The organism is Brevibacterium sp. CCUG 69071, assembly GCF_021023135.1.
Lineage (GTDB): Bacteria > Actinomycetota > Actinomycetes > Actinomycetales > Brevibacteriaceae > Brevibacterium.
In genome coordinates this window covers 838,223-852,888 of sequence record NZ_PGFV01000002.1, presented here as the reverse complement: position 1 = coordinate 852,888, position 14,666 = coordinate 838,223, and the positions used below count along the sequence as shown (strand labels likewise).

Annotated in this window: 15 protein-coding genes; 2 read left to right on the top strand and 13 right to left on the bottom strand. The window is 66.9% G+C overall.

Annotated features, from left to right (window positions below; translation table 11 throughout):
* Positions 1 to 39: 39 nt before the first annotated feature.
* The 7 genes from CV023_RS09115 to CV023_RS09085 form a co-directional block, all read right to left on the bottom strand.
* Entirely contained in the window at positions 40 to 837 is a 798-nt protein-coding gene (locus CV023_RS09115) for an SseB family protein (protein WP_230745145.1), read from the bottom strand.
* A gap of 4 nt (positions 838 to 841) precedes the next feature.
* Positions 842 to 1,579, bottom strand: coding sequence for a bifunctional 1-(5-phosphoribosyl)-5-((5-phosphoribosylamino)methylideneamino)imidazole-4-carboxamide isomerase/phosphoribosylanthranilate isomerase PriA (gene priA, locus CV023_RS09110; RefSeq protein WP_230745144.1), 738 nt, complete (start codon positions 1,577 to 1,579; stop codon positions 842 to 844).
* Between the two features lie 11 nt (positions 1,580 to 1,590).
* Positions 1,591 to 2,217 (bottom strand): imidazole glycerol phosphate synthase subunit HisH, encoded by a 627-nt coding sequence (gene hisH / locus CV023_RS09105; protein WP_230745143.1) that lies wholly within the window; start codon positions 2,215 to 2,217, stop codon positions 1,591 to 1,593.
* Positions 2,214 to 2,816: a hypothetical protein gene (locus CV023_RS09100; protein WP_230745142.1), complete on the bottom strand. Its 603-nt coding sequence runs from the start codon at positions 2,814 to 2,816 to the stop codon at positions 2,214 to 2,216. Before CV023_RS09100 ends, hisH begins: the two co-directional genes overlap by 4 nt.
* Positions 2,813 to 3,409: an imidazoleglycerol-phosphate dehydratase HisB gene (gene hisB / locus CV023_RS09095; protein WP_230745141.1), complete on the bottom strand. Its 597-nt coding sequence runs from the start codon at positions 3,407 to 3,409 to the stop codon at positions 2,813 to 2,815. Before hisB ends, CV023_RS09100 begins: the two co-directional genes overlap by 4 nt.
* A 53-nt stretch (positions 3,410 to 3,462) precedes the next feature.
* Positions 3,463 to 4,662 (bottom strand): histidinol-phosphate transaminase, encoded by a 1,200-nt coding sequence (locus tag CV023_RS09090; RefSeq protein ID WP_230745140.1) that lies wholly within the window; start codon positions 4,660 to 4,662, stop codon positions 3,463 to 3,465.
* A 151-nt stretch (positions 4,663 to 4,813) separates the two neighbouring features.
* A complete protein-coding gene (locus tag CV023_RS09085; RefSeq protein ID WP_230745139.1) occupies positions 4,814 to 5,152 on the bottom strand; it encodes a LysM peptidoglycan-binding domain-containing protein in 339 nt (112 codons plus the stop codon).
* Positions 5,153 to 5,386: 234 nt separating this feature from the next.
* Here CV023_RS09085 and lexA point away from each other — a divergent pair, with 234 nt between their 5' ends.
* Positions 5,387 to 6,142 (top strand): transcriptional repressor LexA, encoded by a 756-nt coding sequence (gene lexA / locus CV023_RS09080; RefSeq protein ID WP_230745138.1) that lies wholly within the window; start codon positions 5,387 to 5,389, stop codon positions 6,140 to 6,142.
* A 130-nt stretch (positions 6,143 to 6,272) separates the two neighbouring features.
* Here the strand turns inward: lexA and CV023_RS09075 are convergent, their stop codons facing one another.
* Positions 6,273 to 8,237, bottom strand: coding sequence for an ATP-dependent DNA helicase (locus CV023_RS09075; protein ID WP_230745137.1), 1,965 nt, complete (start codon positions 8,235 to 8,237; stop codon positions 6,273 to 6,275).
* Positions 8,234 to 9,709 carry a GTPase HflX gene (hflX, locus tag CV023_RS09070; RefSeq protein ID WP_230745136.1) on the bottom strand — a complete coding sequence of 492 codons (1,476 nt, stop codon included), beginning with the start codon at positions 9,707 to 9,709 and terminating at the stop codon, positions 8,234 to 8,236. Before hflX ends, CV023_RS09075 begins: the two co-directional genes overlap by 4 nt.
* Before the next feature lie 108 nt (positions 9,710 to 9,817).
* On the opposite strand from hflX, the gene CV023_RS09065 reads away from it, so the two are divergent.
* The gene (locus CV023_RS09065; RefSeq protein WP_230745135.1) at positions 9,818 to 10,432 is read left to right on the top strand and encodes a class I SAM-dependent methyltransferase; all 615 of its coding nucleotides are present in this window, start codon (positions 9,818 to 9,820) and stop codon (positions 10,430 to 10,432) included.
* Positions 10,433 to 10,442: 10 nt separating this feature from the next.
* Here the strand turns inward: CV023_RS09065 and dapF are convergent, their stop codons facing one another.
* The 4 genes from dapF to miaB all read right to left on the bottom strand — a co-directional run bounded on the left by dapF (position 10,443) and on the right by miaB (position 14,665).
* The gene (gene dapF, locus CV023_RS09060) at positions 10,443 to 11,432 is read right to left on the bottom strand and encodes a diaminopimelate epimerase (protein WP_230745134.1); all 990 of its coding nucleotides are present in this window, start codon (positions 11,430 to 11,432) and stop codon (positions 10,443 to 10,445) included.
* Between the two features lie 78 nt (positions 11,433 to 11,510).
* Positions 11,511 to 12,560: a tRNA (adenosine(37)-N6)-dimethylallyltransferase MiaA gene (miaA, locus tag CV023_RS09055; RefSeq protein WP_230745133.1), complete on the bottom strand. Its 1,050-nt coding sequence runs from the start codon at positions 12,558 to 12,560 to the stop codon at positions 11,511 to 11,513.
* Entirely contained in the window at positions 12,523 to 13,167 is a 645-nt protein-coding gene (locus CV023_RS09050; protein WP_230745132.1) for a hypothetical protein, read from the bottom strand. The genes miaA and CV023_RS09050 overlap by 38 nt, the downstream gene beginning before the upstream one ends.
* 1 nt (position 13,168) lies before the next feature.
* Entirely contained in the window at positions 13,169 to 14,665 is a 1,497-nt protein-coding gene (miaB, locus tag CV023_RS09045; protein WP_230745131.1) for a tRNA (N6-isopentenyl adenosine(37)-C2)-methylthiotransferase MiaB, read from the bottom strand.
* Position 14,666: the final 1 nt, after the last annotated feature.

Genomic DNA, 14,666 nt, shown 5'->3' with positions numbered 1-14,666 from the left:
GTCCCGGGTCCGGGATATCAGCACCGACCGGGCAGGATTTCAGACTGTGGTCAGACGGATGGCCAGAGAGTCGATCTTCGCGACGAGTTCCTCATCGCCGGCCACGGCCTCTTGGAACCGCTGCACCTCGGTCTGCGGCACCTCGGATTCGACGCCGAGGCGGATCCCCAACTCCGGTCCCCCGAGGTTGACCGTGTGGCTGCCGGGACTGATGCCCAGCCGTGCCAGCCAGCCGAACGACTCGGCGATGGTAGCGAGACGTCGCCCCACCTCGGCGTCGGCCCAGGACGGGGTCCAGTCCTCGCCCTTGACGAAGGCGAACATCGCGGGCCGCCGGAGCAGGAACGAGGAGTCGGCCCCGGGGTCGAGGACGACGAGTTGGGAGTCGGCTTCGATGGCACCAAGGACGAGGCGTTCGGCTTCGATCGGCACCGGCCTGGCCTCGGCGTGCCAGGCCGTCAGCGGTGGGATCGCGCTGAAGCCCGGAGTGCATTCGCGACCGTCTTCGGCTTGCAGGCGGACCATCGCCATCTCCGAGGAGTTATCGACCATCAGTCCCTTCTCGTTGACCTCGTGGTCGAGGGCCATCGGGACGATCGGCGCGTAGAGGCGGGCCCCGGACAGGGCGGCGAGCACGGCTCGGTGGGCGGCAGGATCCAGGGGTTCGGCGCGCACCGCCTCGAGGGCTGCGAGGAGACCGGGATCGGCCTCCCCCGTGTCACCGGAGAACGGGTTGGGCTTGAGGTCCCGCCCGGACCAGGTCTGCCCGGCCGAGTCGGAGTGCTGGCCGGGATGGTCCTCGGCGGAGTTCGCCTGACCGTGAGGATCGGAGGTCACCGCATCACCGCCCTGCGACGTCGAGCGCTTCTTCCAGGGTGAACTTGCCGGCGTAGAGGGCCTTGCCCACGATCGCGGAGTCCACGCCGAAGGGCACGAGCTCGCGGAGGCTGCGCAGGTCATCGAGGCTCGAGACTCCACCCGAGGCGACGATCGGCTGTTCGGTCTTCTCGGCCAGGGACTTCAGCAGCTCGACATTGGGCCCCTGCAGTGTGCCGTCCTTGCGGACGTCGGTGACGACGTAGCGGGCACAGCCGGCGGCTTCGAGAGTGGCGAGGACTTCGTAGAGATCTCCGCCGTCTTTGGTCCAGCCGCGGGCGGCCAGAGTGGTGCCGCGGACGTCGAGGCCGATGGCGACCTGATCGCCGAAGCGGGAGATCATCTCTGCCGTCCACTCCGGGTTCTCCAGTGCCGCGGTGCCGATGTTGACGCGCTCGGCACCGGTGTCCAAGGCCCGCTCAAGGCTCTCGGTGTCCCGGATTCCGCCGGAGAGTTCGACCTTGATCCCGACTGCCTTGACGACCTGATTGAGCAGGTCGGAGTTCGAACCGCGTCCGAAGGCGGCATCGAGATCGACGAGGTGGATCCACTCCGCTCCCCGGTTCTCGAAATCCTGGGCAGCGTCGATCGGCGAACCGTAGTCGGTTTCGGTGCCGGCTTCGCCCTGCACGAGGCGGACGGCCTTGCCGTCGGCGACGTCGACCGCGGGGAGGAGAACGAGCTTGTTCGAAGTGTCAGTCATTGTGACCTTTCTCAGGGGGTGACGGGGTTGTCAGTGAAGGAGTTGAGCCAGTTGCGCAGCAGCAGGGCACCCGCCTCGGCGGATTTCTCGGGGTGGAACTGGGCGGCCCACGTGGTGCCGTCCTCGACGGCGGCGATGAAGTCGTGGCCGTGGGTGGCGGTGGTGACCAGCGCACCGGTCGGGGCTTGCGTGGCGGCATAGGAGTGGACGAAGTAGAAGCGTTCGGATTCGATGCCGGAGAACATCCGCGATCCCTGCGGCGGGCTGACCTGAGACCAGCCCATGTGCGGGACGACGGGCGCTTCGAGACCGGTTACAGCTCCGGGCCACAGCCCGATGCCCTCGGTCTGCACACCGTGTTCGACGCCGCGGGCGAAGAACACCTGCAGGCCCACGCAGATGCCCAGGAGGGGGCGACCGGCCGCATGGCGGGCGCGGATGAGGTCGAGGGCGTCGACGTTCGCCAGCCCGGCCATCACCGCGGAGAACGCTCCGACGCCGGGGACGAGGAGTCCGTCGGCGCGGTCGATGATGTCGTGGTCGGCGGTGAGCGTGACCTCGGCCCCGGCGGCTTCGGCCGCACGCACCGCGGAGCGGACGTTTCCTGCCCCGTAGTCGAGGACCGCGACCGTCGTCATGACTTCACTCCCTTGGTCAGCACCCGGCTGATCCGCCACAGGGAAAGCACGAGGACGATCGCGCCGAAGACCGCGACGACCCAGGCCATGGTGTTCCCGCCGAGGCCGACGGTGACACCGAAGGCGGTGATGAGACCGGCGAGAACGGCGACGACGATCCAGATCAGCGCGGTGCGGGCCACCGCGGCCCGTCCCGGGGTCATCGTGGCGGCACTGGCCTGCAGCTTCGTCATCGAGGAGGTGGGGATGTTGCCCTCGACCTCCTCGGCGGGCACGATCTCGAGGAGCAGCTGCTCGAGCACGTCGGGCAGGTTCTTCAGGGCCAGCCCGACGGGCACATCGGATTCGCGGGTGCCGTGGCGGTAGTGTCCGGCGTCGATCTGCTCTTCGCTGCGGACGAGAAGGAGGACCTCGTGTTTGCCGGCGAGCTTCGAGATCGCGGCGGCCGCCTCGTTGCCGGCCTGCACATCGGTGTCGGCCAGGACGATGCCGGTGAAGTCGCCGATGGGCACGATCGTGCCCTGGATGTTCGAGAGCACGCAGGCCGCGGCGAGCTGCTGGGCCTTCCCGAACGGGGTGACAACGACGGTCGTGCTCACAGGACTCCCTTGGTGCTGGGGACGGAGGTGTTGCGCTCATCGGGTTCGACGGCCTCGCGCAGGGCGCGGGCGAAGGCCTTGAACTGGGCCTCGACGATGTGGTGCGGGTCGCGGCCGCGCAGCAGGTCGAGGTGGACGGTGAGTCCGGCGTGGAAGGCGATCGATTCGAGCGAATGCGAGGTCATCGAACCGGTGAAGTGACCGCCGATGAGGTGGTACTGCTGGCCCTCGGGTTCGCCCTCGTGGACGAAGTAGGGACGACCGGAGACGTCGACGACGCACCGGGCCAGGGATTCGTCCAACGGGACCGCTGCCAGACCGTAGCGGCGGATTCCGGTCTTGTCACCGAGCGCCTCGGCCAGGGTCTGTCCGAGCACGATCGAGGTGTCCTCGACAGTGTGGTGGACATCGATGTGTGTATCGCCCTCGGAGTTGATCGTCAGATCGATAAGCGAGTGCTTCGACAGCGCGGTGAGCATGTGGTCGAAGAAGGGCACACTCGTCGAGATCTCCGAGGTGCCGGTGCCGTCGAGGTCGACGGACACGGACACGGAGGATTCCGAGGTGGTGCGGGTGCGCTGGGCCTGCCTCATGAAATGCCTTTCGTCGGGGCGGCTGTGATCGGGGTTGGCGGTGGAGCGTGGATCTATTGTCTCTCAGCGGCGACCGCGGGCTCCGCTGAGTCCGAGGACTCCGAGAGCTCCGAGGGCTCCGAGGGCTCAGCGGCGAGGATGCCGGGTGACTCGGCGAGGATCTCGTCGATCGCGGTGAGGAACGCGTCCGTCTCCGCCTCGGTGCCGGCATTGACGCGGGCGTGCCCGGCGATGCCGATGTCGCGGATGAGGACGCCGCGGTCGAGCAGCTTCTGCCACAGCTCCTGCGGTGAGGTGATGTTGCCGAAGAGCACGAAGTTCGAATCGCTCGCGTGCACGGCGAAGCCGACCTCGGCGAGGCGTGCCGACATCCGATCACGGGAGTCGATGAGTCGGTCCACGTTGGCCAGCAGCACCTCGGCGTGCTCGAGTGCTGTGCACGCGAGGACCTGGGTGATCTCGGAGAGGTGGTAGGGCAGCCGGACGAGCCGGAGGACGTCGATGAGTTCGGGCGCGGCGATCGCATAGCCCAGGCGCAGACCCGCGCAGGCGAAGGCCTTGCTCATGGTGCGTGAGACGACGAGGCGGGGCCGACCTTCCAGCAGGGTCATCGCCGAGGGCTTCGCCGGGCGAGAGAACTCCGCATAGGCCTCATCGACGATGACGATGCCCGAGCAGTTCTCGTAGGCGGCCTCGATGACGTCGAGGCCGATCGAGGTGCCGGTCGGGTTGTTCGGGGTGCAGAGGAAGACGATGTCCGGGTCGACGCGTGCCACCTCGGCCGCGACCGTCTCGGCGTCGAGAGTGAAGTCATCCTTGCGTTCGAAGCTCTGCCAAGATGCACCCGTGCCGGTGGTGATAAGCGGGTGCATCGAGTAGCTCGGGGTGAAGCCGAGGACCGTCCGCCCCGGTCCTCCGAAGGCTTGGACGATATGGGAGAGAACCTCGTTGGAGCCGTTGCCGGCCCAGATCATCGACGGGTCGAGGTCGACCGAGCTGCCGGCCCGGGCGTTGACGCCGTCGAGGTAGGTGACGAGGTGGCGGCGGAGTTCGTCGAACTCGCGGTCCGGATAGCGATTGAGTCCGGCGAAGTGCGCGTCGACAGCTGCGCGCATGCTCTCAACGACCTCGTCCGGGAGCGGATAGGCGTTCTCATTGACGTTGAGCTGCACCGGCACGTCGAGGTGCGGAGCACCATAGGGCTTGAGGCCGACGAGGTCCGAACGCACGGGCAGAGATTCGATGTTTCCCACGCGCTCAGCTTACCGCTCACCCTCGGGAGGGGCCGAGGCGGGGCCGCTCTGGGGCCGGCGTTCGATTCCTCAGCCGGACCGCTCGCGGGCACCCTAGCCGTTCATGGGCGGGACCGTCCGCAGTGCCCCTGCCGGACGGTCCCGCCCGGGCTCACTCGACGGGGACGTCGAGAGTCTGGCCGGGGTGGACCGTCGGGGTCGACAGGTGGTTGATGTCGACGATGTCAGAGACGACATCCCGGGTGTCGCGGTCGAGGCCGAGGTTCGCGGCCACGGTCCACAGGGACTCGCCTTCGCCGACGACGACCGCATCGGCTTCGATGCCGACGCCCTCGGATCCGGGTTCGGCCACGGCCGCCGCGGAGAATGACTGGGTGGCGAGGAGGACGGCTCCGCCGATGATGACGGCAGCGACGAGCAGCGTCCTCAGCAGGCGCACCGCCTGGCGTCCACGAGTGGTCAGGCGCAGTTCTTGGTTCTGTGCAGACATCGCATTACCTCTTTCTTCCGTACGATTCCACCGGTAATAGGTAGAACGTCTGTTCTATTCAACATGCCAATCGAACAAATGTCCAGTCCAACTCGAACATTTATGCGACAATGAGAGAGAACCAGCGTTGTTGATTGATCTGTCAGAACCATCTCAGTCGGCACTGACACGAGACTTCCCAACCCGGGAATGACGGGGTCGAACGGCAGGGAATAGAACGAAGGGGAACGAGCAATGGTTCAGAACAAGAGGGGCAGAGGCAGGCCCCGCAATGAGGACGTTGCCAGCGAGATCGCGGCCGCTCGCATCGACGAAGAGGACATTCCGATTCCCGAAGGCTCGACCGGAGAGGGCGATTTCCGCCTGACCCCACGCCAGCGGCTCGTCCTCGAGACGATCGAACGCGCGGTCGTCGCCAACGGCTACCCTCCGAGCATGCGCGAGATCGGCAAGGCCGCCGGACTCGCCTCACTCTCGAGCGTGGCCCATCAGCTCTCCCAGCTCGAACGCCTCGGCTATGTCCGTCGTGACCCGAAGCGCCCGCGGGCCATCGAAGTGGTCAATCCCTTCGAAGAGGAAGAGGCGGAGCGGGCGAAGTACGAGGAGCTGGCGAACAACACCGTCCAGGTTCCCGTCGTCGGCCGGATCGCCGCGGGCGGTCCGATCCTCGCCGAGCAGGAGGTCGACGATGTCTTCTCCTTGCCGACGCAGGTCGTCGGCTCCGGAGAGATGTTCCTGCTCAAGGTCGTCGGCGACTCGATGATCGAAGCCGCCATCTGCCACGACGACTGGGTGGTCGTGCGCAAGCAGCACACCGCCGATAACGGGCAGATCGTCGCGGCCCTGCTTGACGGTGAGGCCACGGTGAAGACCCTCAAGCGCAAGGCCGGACATCAGTGGCTGTTGCCGCAGAACAAGGACTACGAACCCATCGACGGCACCTACGCCCAGATCATGGGCCTCGTCGTCGCGGTGGTCCGCCGCCTCTGACCGAGGCTCGGCACCGATGCGAACGCCCCCGACCAGTGACCGGTCGGGGGCGTTCGTGCATTCACATCTATGGTCGCGCCAGGTCGTCCGAGCGGCTCAGCTATCCGAGCGGCTCAGCCGTCCGCGACTCTCACTCCCCTGTCGCGGCCAGGCGCCCCAGACTCTTCCGGACCAGGGCGGCATCCGTCGTCGGCCACATCCGCGGCATCGAGTTGACGAGGAATCCCCCATAGCGAGCCGAGCGCAGACGGGAGTCGAGGACAGCGACGACTCCCTGGTCCTTCGTCGATCGGATGAGTCGGCCAGCCCCCTGAGCCAGGCGCAGGGCCGCATGGGTGGCGCTGACGGCCATGAACCCGTTGACCCCGCGATTGTCGGCATCGCGGGCGCGAGCCTGCATGAGCGGATCGTCGGGTCGGGGAAAGGGCAGCCGATCGATGATGACGAGTCGGTTCGTCCGGCCCGGCACGTCCACACCTTGCCACAGTGACATGGTTCCGAACAGGCACGACCGGTCATCGGCGGTGAACTGCGAGACCAGCGAGGGCAGTCCGTCATCGCCTTGGAGCAGAATCGGGAAATCGAACTTCTCTCGCAGGTGCTCGGCGGCCACCGAGGCCGCGGCCTTCGAAGAGAAGAGTCCGAGCGCTCCCCCGTTCGAGGCCTTGACCAGCTTCTCGAGCTCGTCCAGAGCCTGTTCGCTCAGTCCCGATCGCCCGGGACGGGGCAGATGGGCGGCGACGTAGAGGATCCCCTGCTTGCCGTAGTCGAAGGGAGAACCCACGTCGAGTCCGTCCCACTTCGGCGCATCCGGACCGAACAGTCCGAGGGAGGCCGCGACGGCATCGAAATTGCCTCCGAGGGCCAAGGTCGCCGAGGTGGCCACCACCGTCGCCTCTTCGAAGATGCCCGAACGCATGGTCCCGGCCACGCTCAGGGGTGCGACGACGAGGTTCGTCGTCTCCTTCTCCCGGAAAGTGCTGCGTGAGAGCCAGATGACGTCATTCTTGCCCGGATCGCAGAAGCGTTCGGCCAGTTCGAAGATCTCCTGGCAGCGGGCCTTGGCCATCTGCCGCCCCGCATCGGCTTCCTCGGTCTTGCCGCCGATGTCGTTGATGATCTGACGGGCCGAATCGCGGATCTGCATGAGCGCCAGCGACATGGCCTCGCTGAGGTTGAGGATGAGGCCTTCACTCTGCCCGGACTGGGCGCGTTCGAGTGCCGCAGCCGCAGAGTCGAGCAGTGCCACGACCCCGTCCTGGACGGTGGTGTGCTTGCGCACCGCACTCGTGGCCGCCGAGAGCATGCTGAGGTTGATCTGCCCGGACAGGGCGCTGGTCACCCGGTCCTTGAGCTCGTGGGCCTCGTCGATGATGATGACGTCGTGTTCGGGCAGCACGGTGTTGTCCCCGAAGGCGTCGATGGCCAGCAGCGCATGGTTGGTCACGACGATGTCGGATTCGGCGGCTTTGTTGCGGGCGATCTCGGCGAAACATTCGGTGTAGAGCGGACAGTTCGAGCCGAGGCAGTCGAAGGCGTTGACCGAGGCCTGTGACCAGGCGCGGTCGCTGACTCCGGGCAGCAGATCGTCCCGGTCACCGGTCTCGGTGGTCTTCTCCCAGGTGCGGATTCGTTGGATCTCCTCACCCAGACCGGAGCGGTCAGCGGGTTTGCGACCCGCCTCGGCGTCGGCACCGAGGTCGAAGAGCATGCCGTCACCCTCGTCCGGATAACCCCCGGCGAGCTTGTGCTTGCACACATAGTTCCGGCGGCCCTTGAGCAGGGCTGCCCGGGGCAGCGGATCGAGGTCCTTCTTCACGGCCTTGAACAGGCGTGGCAGATCGCGATGGATGATCTGCGTCTGCAGGGCCAGGGTCGCCGTGGAGACGATGACCCGCCCACCCGTGCGGCTCGCATACTCGGCGGCCGGAACGAGATAGGCCAGGGACTTTCCGGTGCCGGTGCCCGCCTGCACGAGCAGATGGATGCCCTTGTCCACCGCCGAGGCGACCGCCCGGGCCATCTCTTCCTGACCTTCCCTGGGCGAACCGCCGATGGCCCCGACGGCGGACTCGAGGAGTGCGTCGACGGTCACTGATCGATGACCAGGTCCGGACGTCGGAATTCTTCGAGTTCGGCCGCGAGCTCGGCGGGCACCTTGGCCTGCATGCCGGTTCCCGCAGATCCGTGCTCCTCGTGTTCGACCATGCCGAGGGCATAGATCTTCGAGACGAGATCCCCACGGTCGTAGGGAATGAGCACGGTGACGTCGATGCTCGGGGCCGGCAGGGACCGTTCGATGGTGTCGACGAGTTCGGGAATGCCGATCTCGGTCACTGCGGAGACGAACTGCGCCTCGGGGTATTCGGCGCGCAGCCCGGTGACCACGGCCTCATCGGCGATGTCGGTCTTGTTGAACACGAGGAGTTCGGGGATGTCCCCGGTCTCGACGTCCTTGAGCACCTCCCGCACCGCATGGATCTGCTTGTGCGGATCCGGGTGGGAGGCGTCGACGACATGGAGGAGCAGATCGGATCCGGCGGCCTCTTCCAGCGTCGAGCGGAAGGCCTCGACGAGCTGGTGGGGCAGGCTGCTGACGAACCCGACGGTGTCCGTGTAGGTGAAGGTGATGCCCTCCGAAGTCCGGGACTGCCTCACGGTCGGGTCAAGGGTCGCGAACAGGGCGTTCTGCACCATCACCTCGGCGTCGGTGAGGCGATTGAGCAGGGAGGACTTCCCCGCGTTCGTGTAACCCACGATCGCCACGGACGGGATGTGGTTGCGGGCACGGTTCTTCCGCTTCGTCGACCGGGACGGGGCCATCGCCTGGATCTCGCGACGCAGCTTGGACATGCGGGTGCGGATGCGACGTCGATCGAGCTCGATCTTCGTCTCACCCGGACCACGGGAGCCGATTCCGGCACCGCCGGCGACCCGCCCACCGGCCTGCCGGGACAGGGACTCGCCCCAACCGCGCAGACGCGGCAGCAGGTATTCGAGCTGGGCGAGTTCGACCTGGGCCTTGCCCTCCCGGGACTTCGCGTGCTGGGCGAAGATGTCGAGGATGAGGGCGACGCGGTCGACGACCTTGACCTTGATGACATCCTCGAGACCACGTCTCTGGCTCGGGGCCAGTTCGGAGTCGATGATGACCGTATCGGCGCCGACGGAGGCGACGATCTCGGCGAGTTCGGCGGCCTTGCCCTTGCCCAGGTAGGTGCCCGGGTCGGGTTTGTCGCGGCGCTGGACGAGGGCGTCGAGCACCTCGGAACCGGCGGTCTCAGCAAGAGCCGCGAGCTCCCGGATGGAGTTCTCGGCATCGGCCAGGGTCGTGTTCCACAGGCCGGCGAGCACAACGCGCTCGAGCCTGACCTGGCGGTATTCGACCTCGGTGACATCTTCGAGTTCGGTCGAGAGTCCGGCGACGCGTTTGAGGGCGGCGCGTTCGGCGAGGTCGTATTGGGAGGCCTCGTCGGCAGTTGCTTCCGTGCCGCCGAGAGCCTGGGCTCCTCGTCCGAGCACGCGGTCGAGCATCGCGTCTCGACGCTCTTTGTCAGTGGACGTCATTCATTCCTTTGTTCGCTGCCGCCCGGTCGGGCCTGCTGCCTGCGGGCGGGTGTTCTCTCACACCGTCATGGTGTCCATCAATTCTCCCACAGCCTCTAGACTGATGTGGTGGCAGAGCATTATTTCACCGAATCGCCGAGCAGTGAGGCCAAAACCCGCGAACTCAGGCTCGATCTGGCCGGCCGTGAGATCACCGTCGAAACCGTGTCGGGCACGTTCTCACCGACCCGCCTCGATCTGGGCACCGCAGTGCTGCTGCGGCATCTGCCGACACCGCCCGCCGGTGATCTCCTCGATCTTGGCTGCGGGTGGGGACCGATCGCCCTCGATGCCGCACTGAGCGCCAAGGACGCCGAGGTGGATCTGCGGGTGTGGGCCCTCGACGTCAATTCCCGGTCCCTGGAGACCACGGCGGCCAATGCCGCCCGCCTGGGCCTGGATTCGATCCGCACCGTCACGGCCGCCGATGTCCCGGATGATCTGCAGTTCTCTGCGATCCGGTCCAATCCTCCGATCCGCATCGGCAAGGACGCCCTGCACGAGCTGCTCTCGACGTGGCTGCCGCGGCTGGCATCCGGGGGTCGGGCCGATCTCGTGGTGTCGAAGAACCTCGGCGCGGATTCGCTGCAGAAGTGGATCGTGGAGATGCTCGGTGAGGGCTTCAGCGTCGTGCGCACCGGATCCTCGAAGGGCTTCCGGGTGCTGACAATCGAACGGGACTGACCGAGCCCACTCAGCCGATGGTGCCGCCGGCGACGAGCACGGCGGGTCCGGCGAGAGTCACCCGACCTGCGGTTCCGTTCTGGTTCGGGTCGATGCCGATGCGCAACTGACCGCCGGGAACGTCGACTCGCCACTGCAGCGGCGAGTTCTGACCGGCCCAGTGGTGGGCGGCGATGGCGGCCGCACAGGCTCCGGTTCCGCAGGAGCGGGTTTCGCCGACTCCGCGTTCGAACACGCGCATCCGCAGGGCGCCCTCTCCCCCGGCGACATCAGTGCGGGCCGGTTCCATGACGATGTATTCGACGTTGGATCCCTGCGGCGGCACCGGGTCGAGGACGGGAGCGTCACGGAGGTCGGCGCCTTCGAGTTCGACCGCCTCGGCGAGAGCGACGACCGTGTGCGGGTTGCCGGTTTCGACGCTCAGCCCCGGTCGGGCGACCTCGATGCCTCCGGTGGTCACGAGCACCGAGGAGTTCTCGTCGAGTGACCACTCGCCCATGTCGATCGTGTACCAGGCGTCCTCGGCCGATCCGGGAGCGTTCGGCGTGGTCGTCTGCAGGCCGTCCCCGGTCTGAATGCCGAGGGCGGGGTTGAGAGTCGTGCGCACGGTCTTGATGCCGTCGCGAGTGCCGACGAGGATGTCCTTGGTGTCGGCGGGCACACGGCCGGTGGTCACGAGCGTGTGGGCGAAGACGCGGACGCCGTTGCCGCACATCTCGGACAGGCTGCCGTCGTAGTTGTAGTAGTCCATGAACCATTCGGCTCCGGCTTCGGCCTGTTCGGCGGCTCCGGGGATGCCGCTCTTGGCCGATCGCACGATGCGGATGATGCCGTCGGCGCCGAGTCCGGCGCGACGGTCGGCGAGCAGGGCGATGGTCTCGGGATGCATCTCGAGTTCGCTGTCGTCATCGGAGAGGAGGACGAAGTCGTTCTGGGTGCCGTGTCCCTTGAGGAACGGGGTGTCGGCGAGTGCGGCGAACGGCGATTCGGAGGTGCTCATGAGTCCATCCTATCGGGGCACCGGGGCCGGTGGATACAGCGCCTATTCAGCTCTGCGGAGGTCCACGTCGGCGGAGGCTCAGCTCGATGGAGGCTCGTCGCTTTCGGGGTGCGCCCTGTTGTCGGTGAGGATCGCCAGTGCACCCTCGAGGTTGCTCGCCGGGTCGGCCGCGCTGCCGTCGATCCAGTGGATCCGCGGGTCGCGGCGGAACCAGGTGTCCTGACGACGGGCGAACTGCCGGGTCCGCACGATCGTGTCGTCGATGGCCTCCTCACGGCTGATCTCACCGGTCAGGAAGCGTTGGATCTGGGCGTAGCCGATGGCCCGTGAGGCGGTCTTGCCCTCGGCGAGGCCGGCTTTGAGGAGTGAGCGGACCTCTTCGACCCACCCGGCCTCCCACATGGCGTGCACGCGGGCTGCGATCCGGGCGTGCAGGATCTCCCGATCCATGCTCAGCCCGATGTGGAGTGTCGGTTCGATCTCCCGGTAGTCCGGGAGCTGGGCGCTGAAGGGTCTGCCGGTGAGTTCGATGACTTCGAGGGCGCGGACGATGCGGCGCTGGTCGTTGACCGTGATCTTCGCTGCCGCCGGGGGGTCGGTCTCCTCGAGTCGGCGGTGCATGGCCCAGCGGTCGGCGGCGACTTCGGTTTCGAGTCGGGCGCGGATGTTCGGGTCGGTGCCGGGGAATTCCATGTGGTCGACGGCGGCTCGCACGTAGAGTCCCGAGCCGCCGACGAGGATCGGGCGCTTCCCGCGTGCCCGCAGCTCGGCGATGGCGGTGCGGGCCCGGGCTTGGAAGTCCTGGACGTTCGCCTCTTCGGTGACGTCGAGGAAGTCGAGGAGGTGGTGCGGGGTCCCCCGGCGTTCGGCTGCGGGGAGTTTGGCCGTTCCAATGTCCATTCCCCGGTAGAACTGCATCGAATCCGTGTTGATGATCTCCCCGCCGAGGTGTTCGGCCAGGTCGAGGGCGAGATCCGATTTTCCGGTGGCGGTCGCTCCGATGACCGTGATGATGGGCGCGGCGGTGTTCTCAGAGGGGGCAATGTCGCCGGGTGCGATGTCGTCGGGTGTCGTGTCGGAGCCTGCCATGTCAGCAGCTGCCTCGTCCGCATAGGGAGCGAACCTCATGCACGGTTTGGTCGAAGGCCGTCTCGAACGCCCAGGACTCCGTCCCGAGGTGCGGCAGCGCCGCCTCGAGCAGTGCGAGGTCGGCGTGGACGTTCGGTGCCTTCGCTGCGGCTCGGCTCAGTGTCGTCGTGTCGCCGACCTTGAGCGCATGGGCCACCGATTCGTCGAATTCGCGTGCACCGTCGACCGGTGCCAGTGGCGCATCCTCGCTGGCGGCGGCCGAGAGGTCGATGGGGATGAGCAGATGCTCGCTGGTCCCGAACGGCCCGATGCGCACGGCCGCTGCATGTGCGTGGAGCAGGACGACGCCGATCGCCGGATGCGCGGTCTCGCAGGACCCGCGTTCCTCTTCGGTCAGTGCGTCGACGGCGTGTACCCACGCCTCACCCGTGAGGAGTTGACCGGTGCGGGTGTCGATCCCGCGGTCGATTCCCCAGCCCCCGAGACCCGCGAGCACGGGCAGTGCATCGACTGGCAGCGCCCACTGTTCGTGGGAGCTCAGGACAGTCTCGATGTCGTTGCGCAGACTCGTGATTCTCTCGGTTTCGAGTTCGTCGATGCCGGGCAGGAGCACGGGTGCGGCCGGAATGACCGCGAATGAGGCCATCTCAGCTGCGGGTGCGGATGGTCGGCATACCGAGGTTCGTTGATCCGCCCGTGCTGGCGCCGGGGGCGGATGCTCCGCAGCTGTCGGCTTGGGCGCGGTCGTGGGCGTCGCCGGCGCGGGAGGGCCGCACGGAGTATCCGGAGTCGGCGAGCAGGAAGTACGGCTTCGCCTCGGTGACGGTGGCGGTGACGAAGTCGCCGGGGCGCGGCAGCTCGGCGCCTGCGGGGATGCCGACGTGAACGAGGCGGTTGTCGGCGGCCCGGCCGCTCAGCCTCGGCGAATCTCCGTGGGGCAGTTTGGTCACGAGCACTTCGACCTCACGGCCGATCTGCTTCTTGTTCTCATCCCAGGCGATCTCGTCCTGGAGGGCGGTGAGTCGTTCGAAGCGCTCCTGCACGACCTCCTTGGGCACCTGGTTCTCCATGGTCGCCGCGGGGGTACCGGGGCGGATCGAGTACTGGAAGGTGAAGGCCTGAGAGAAGCGGGCGCGACGGACGATGTCCATGGTGCCTTGGAAGTCCTCTTCCGTCTCTCCGGGGAAGCCGACGATGATGTCGGTGGTGATCGCGGCGTGCGGGATGCGTTCACGCACGGAGTCGAGGATGCGCATGAATCGCGTGGTGCGGTAGGACCGGCGCATGGATTTGAGGATCGTGTCGGAGCCGGACTGCAGCGGCATGTGCAGCTGCGGCATCACGGTCGGGGTCTCGGCCATGGCTTCGATGACGTCTTCGGAGAATGCGGCCGGGTGGGGGCTGGTGAAGCGGACCCGTTCGATGCCCTCGACTTTGCCGACCGCGCGAAGCAGCTTGGCGAAGGCACCTTTGTCACGGAATTCGGCGCCGTAGGAGTTGACGTTCTGCCCGAGCAGGGTGACTTCGACGACGCCGTCGGCGACGAGGGCTTCGACCTCGGCGAGGATGTCGCCGGGACGGCGGTCCTTCTCCTTGCCGCGGAGGCTGGGGACGATGCAGAAGGTGCAGCTGTTGTTGCAGCCGACGGAGATCGACACCCATCCGGAGTGCTGGGATTCTCGCTTGCTGGGCAGGGTGGAGGGGAAGACGTCGAGGCTTTCGAGGATCTCGACCTGCGCCTCGTGGTTGTGGCGGGCCCGGTCGAGCAGCGCCGGCAGCGCGCCCATGTTGTGGGTGCCGAAGACCACGTCGACCCAGGGGGCCTTCTTGACGATGGTGTCGCGGTCCTTCTGGGCCATGCATCCGCCCACGGCGATCTGCAGGCCGGGGTGGCTCTCCTTGACCTTGGCGAGCTGACCGAGGTTTCCGTAGAGACGGTTGTCGGCGTTCTCACGCACGGCGCAGGTGTTGAAGACGACGACATCGGCCTGATCGTCGGTGTCAGCTTGAACGTAGCCTGCGTCGTCGAGGAGGCCGGAGAGTCGCTCGGAATCGTGCACGTTCATCTGGCAGCCGTAGGTCTTGACCTCGTAGCTGCGGGTCGAGTGCTCGGTTGTCGCCGGGGAGTCAATCAGTTCAGTCATG

What these genes read in the sequence shown, in the direction of transcription:
- priA (WP_230745144.1), bottom strand. Translation starts at nt 1,579, where the DNA reads ATGACTGACACTTCGAACAAGCTCGTTCTCCTCCCCGCGGTCGACGTC.
- hisH (WP_230745143.1), bottom strand. Translation starts at nt 2,217, where the DNA reads ATGACGACGGTCGCGGTCCTCGACTACGGGGCAGGAAACGTCCGCTCC.
- hisB (WP_230745141.1), bottom strand. Translation starts at nt 3,409, where the DNA reads ATGAGGCAGGCCCAGCGCACCCGCACCACCTCGGAATCCTCCGTGTCC.
- CV023_RS09085 (WP_230745139.1), bottom strand. Translation starts at nt 5,152, where the DNA reads ATGTCTGCACAGAACCAAGAACTGCGCCTGACCACTCGTGGACGCCAG.
- lexA (WP_230745138.1), top strand. Translation starts at nt 5,387, where the DNA reads ATGGTTCAGAACAAGAGGGGCAGAGGCAGGCCCCGCAATGAGGACGTT.
- hflX (WP_230745136.1), bottom strand. Translation starts at nt 9,709, where the DNA reads ATGACGTCCACTGACAAAGAGCGTCGAGACGCGATGCTCGACCGCGTG.
- dapF (WP_230745134.1), bottom strand. Translation starts at nt 11,432, where the DNA reads ATGAGCACCTCCGAATCGCCGTTCGCCGCACTCGCCGACACCCCGTTC.
- miaA (WP_230745133.1), bottom strand. Translation starts at nt 12,560, where the DNA reads ATGAGGTTCGCTCCCTATGCGGACGAGGCAGCTGCTGACATGGCAGGC.
- CV023_RS09050 (WP_230745132.1), bottom strand. Translation starts at nt 13,167, where the DNA reads ATGGCCTCATTCGCGGTCATTCCGGCCGCACCCGTGCTCCTGCCCGGC.
- miaB (WP_230745131.1), bottom strand. Translation starts at nt 14,665, where the DNA reads ATGACTGAACTGATTGACTCCCCGGCGACAACCGAGCACTCGACCCGC.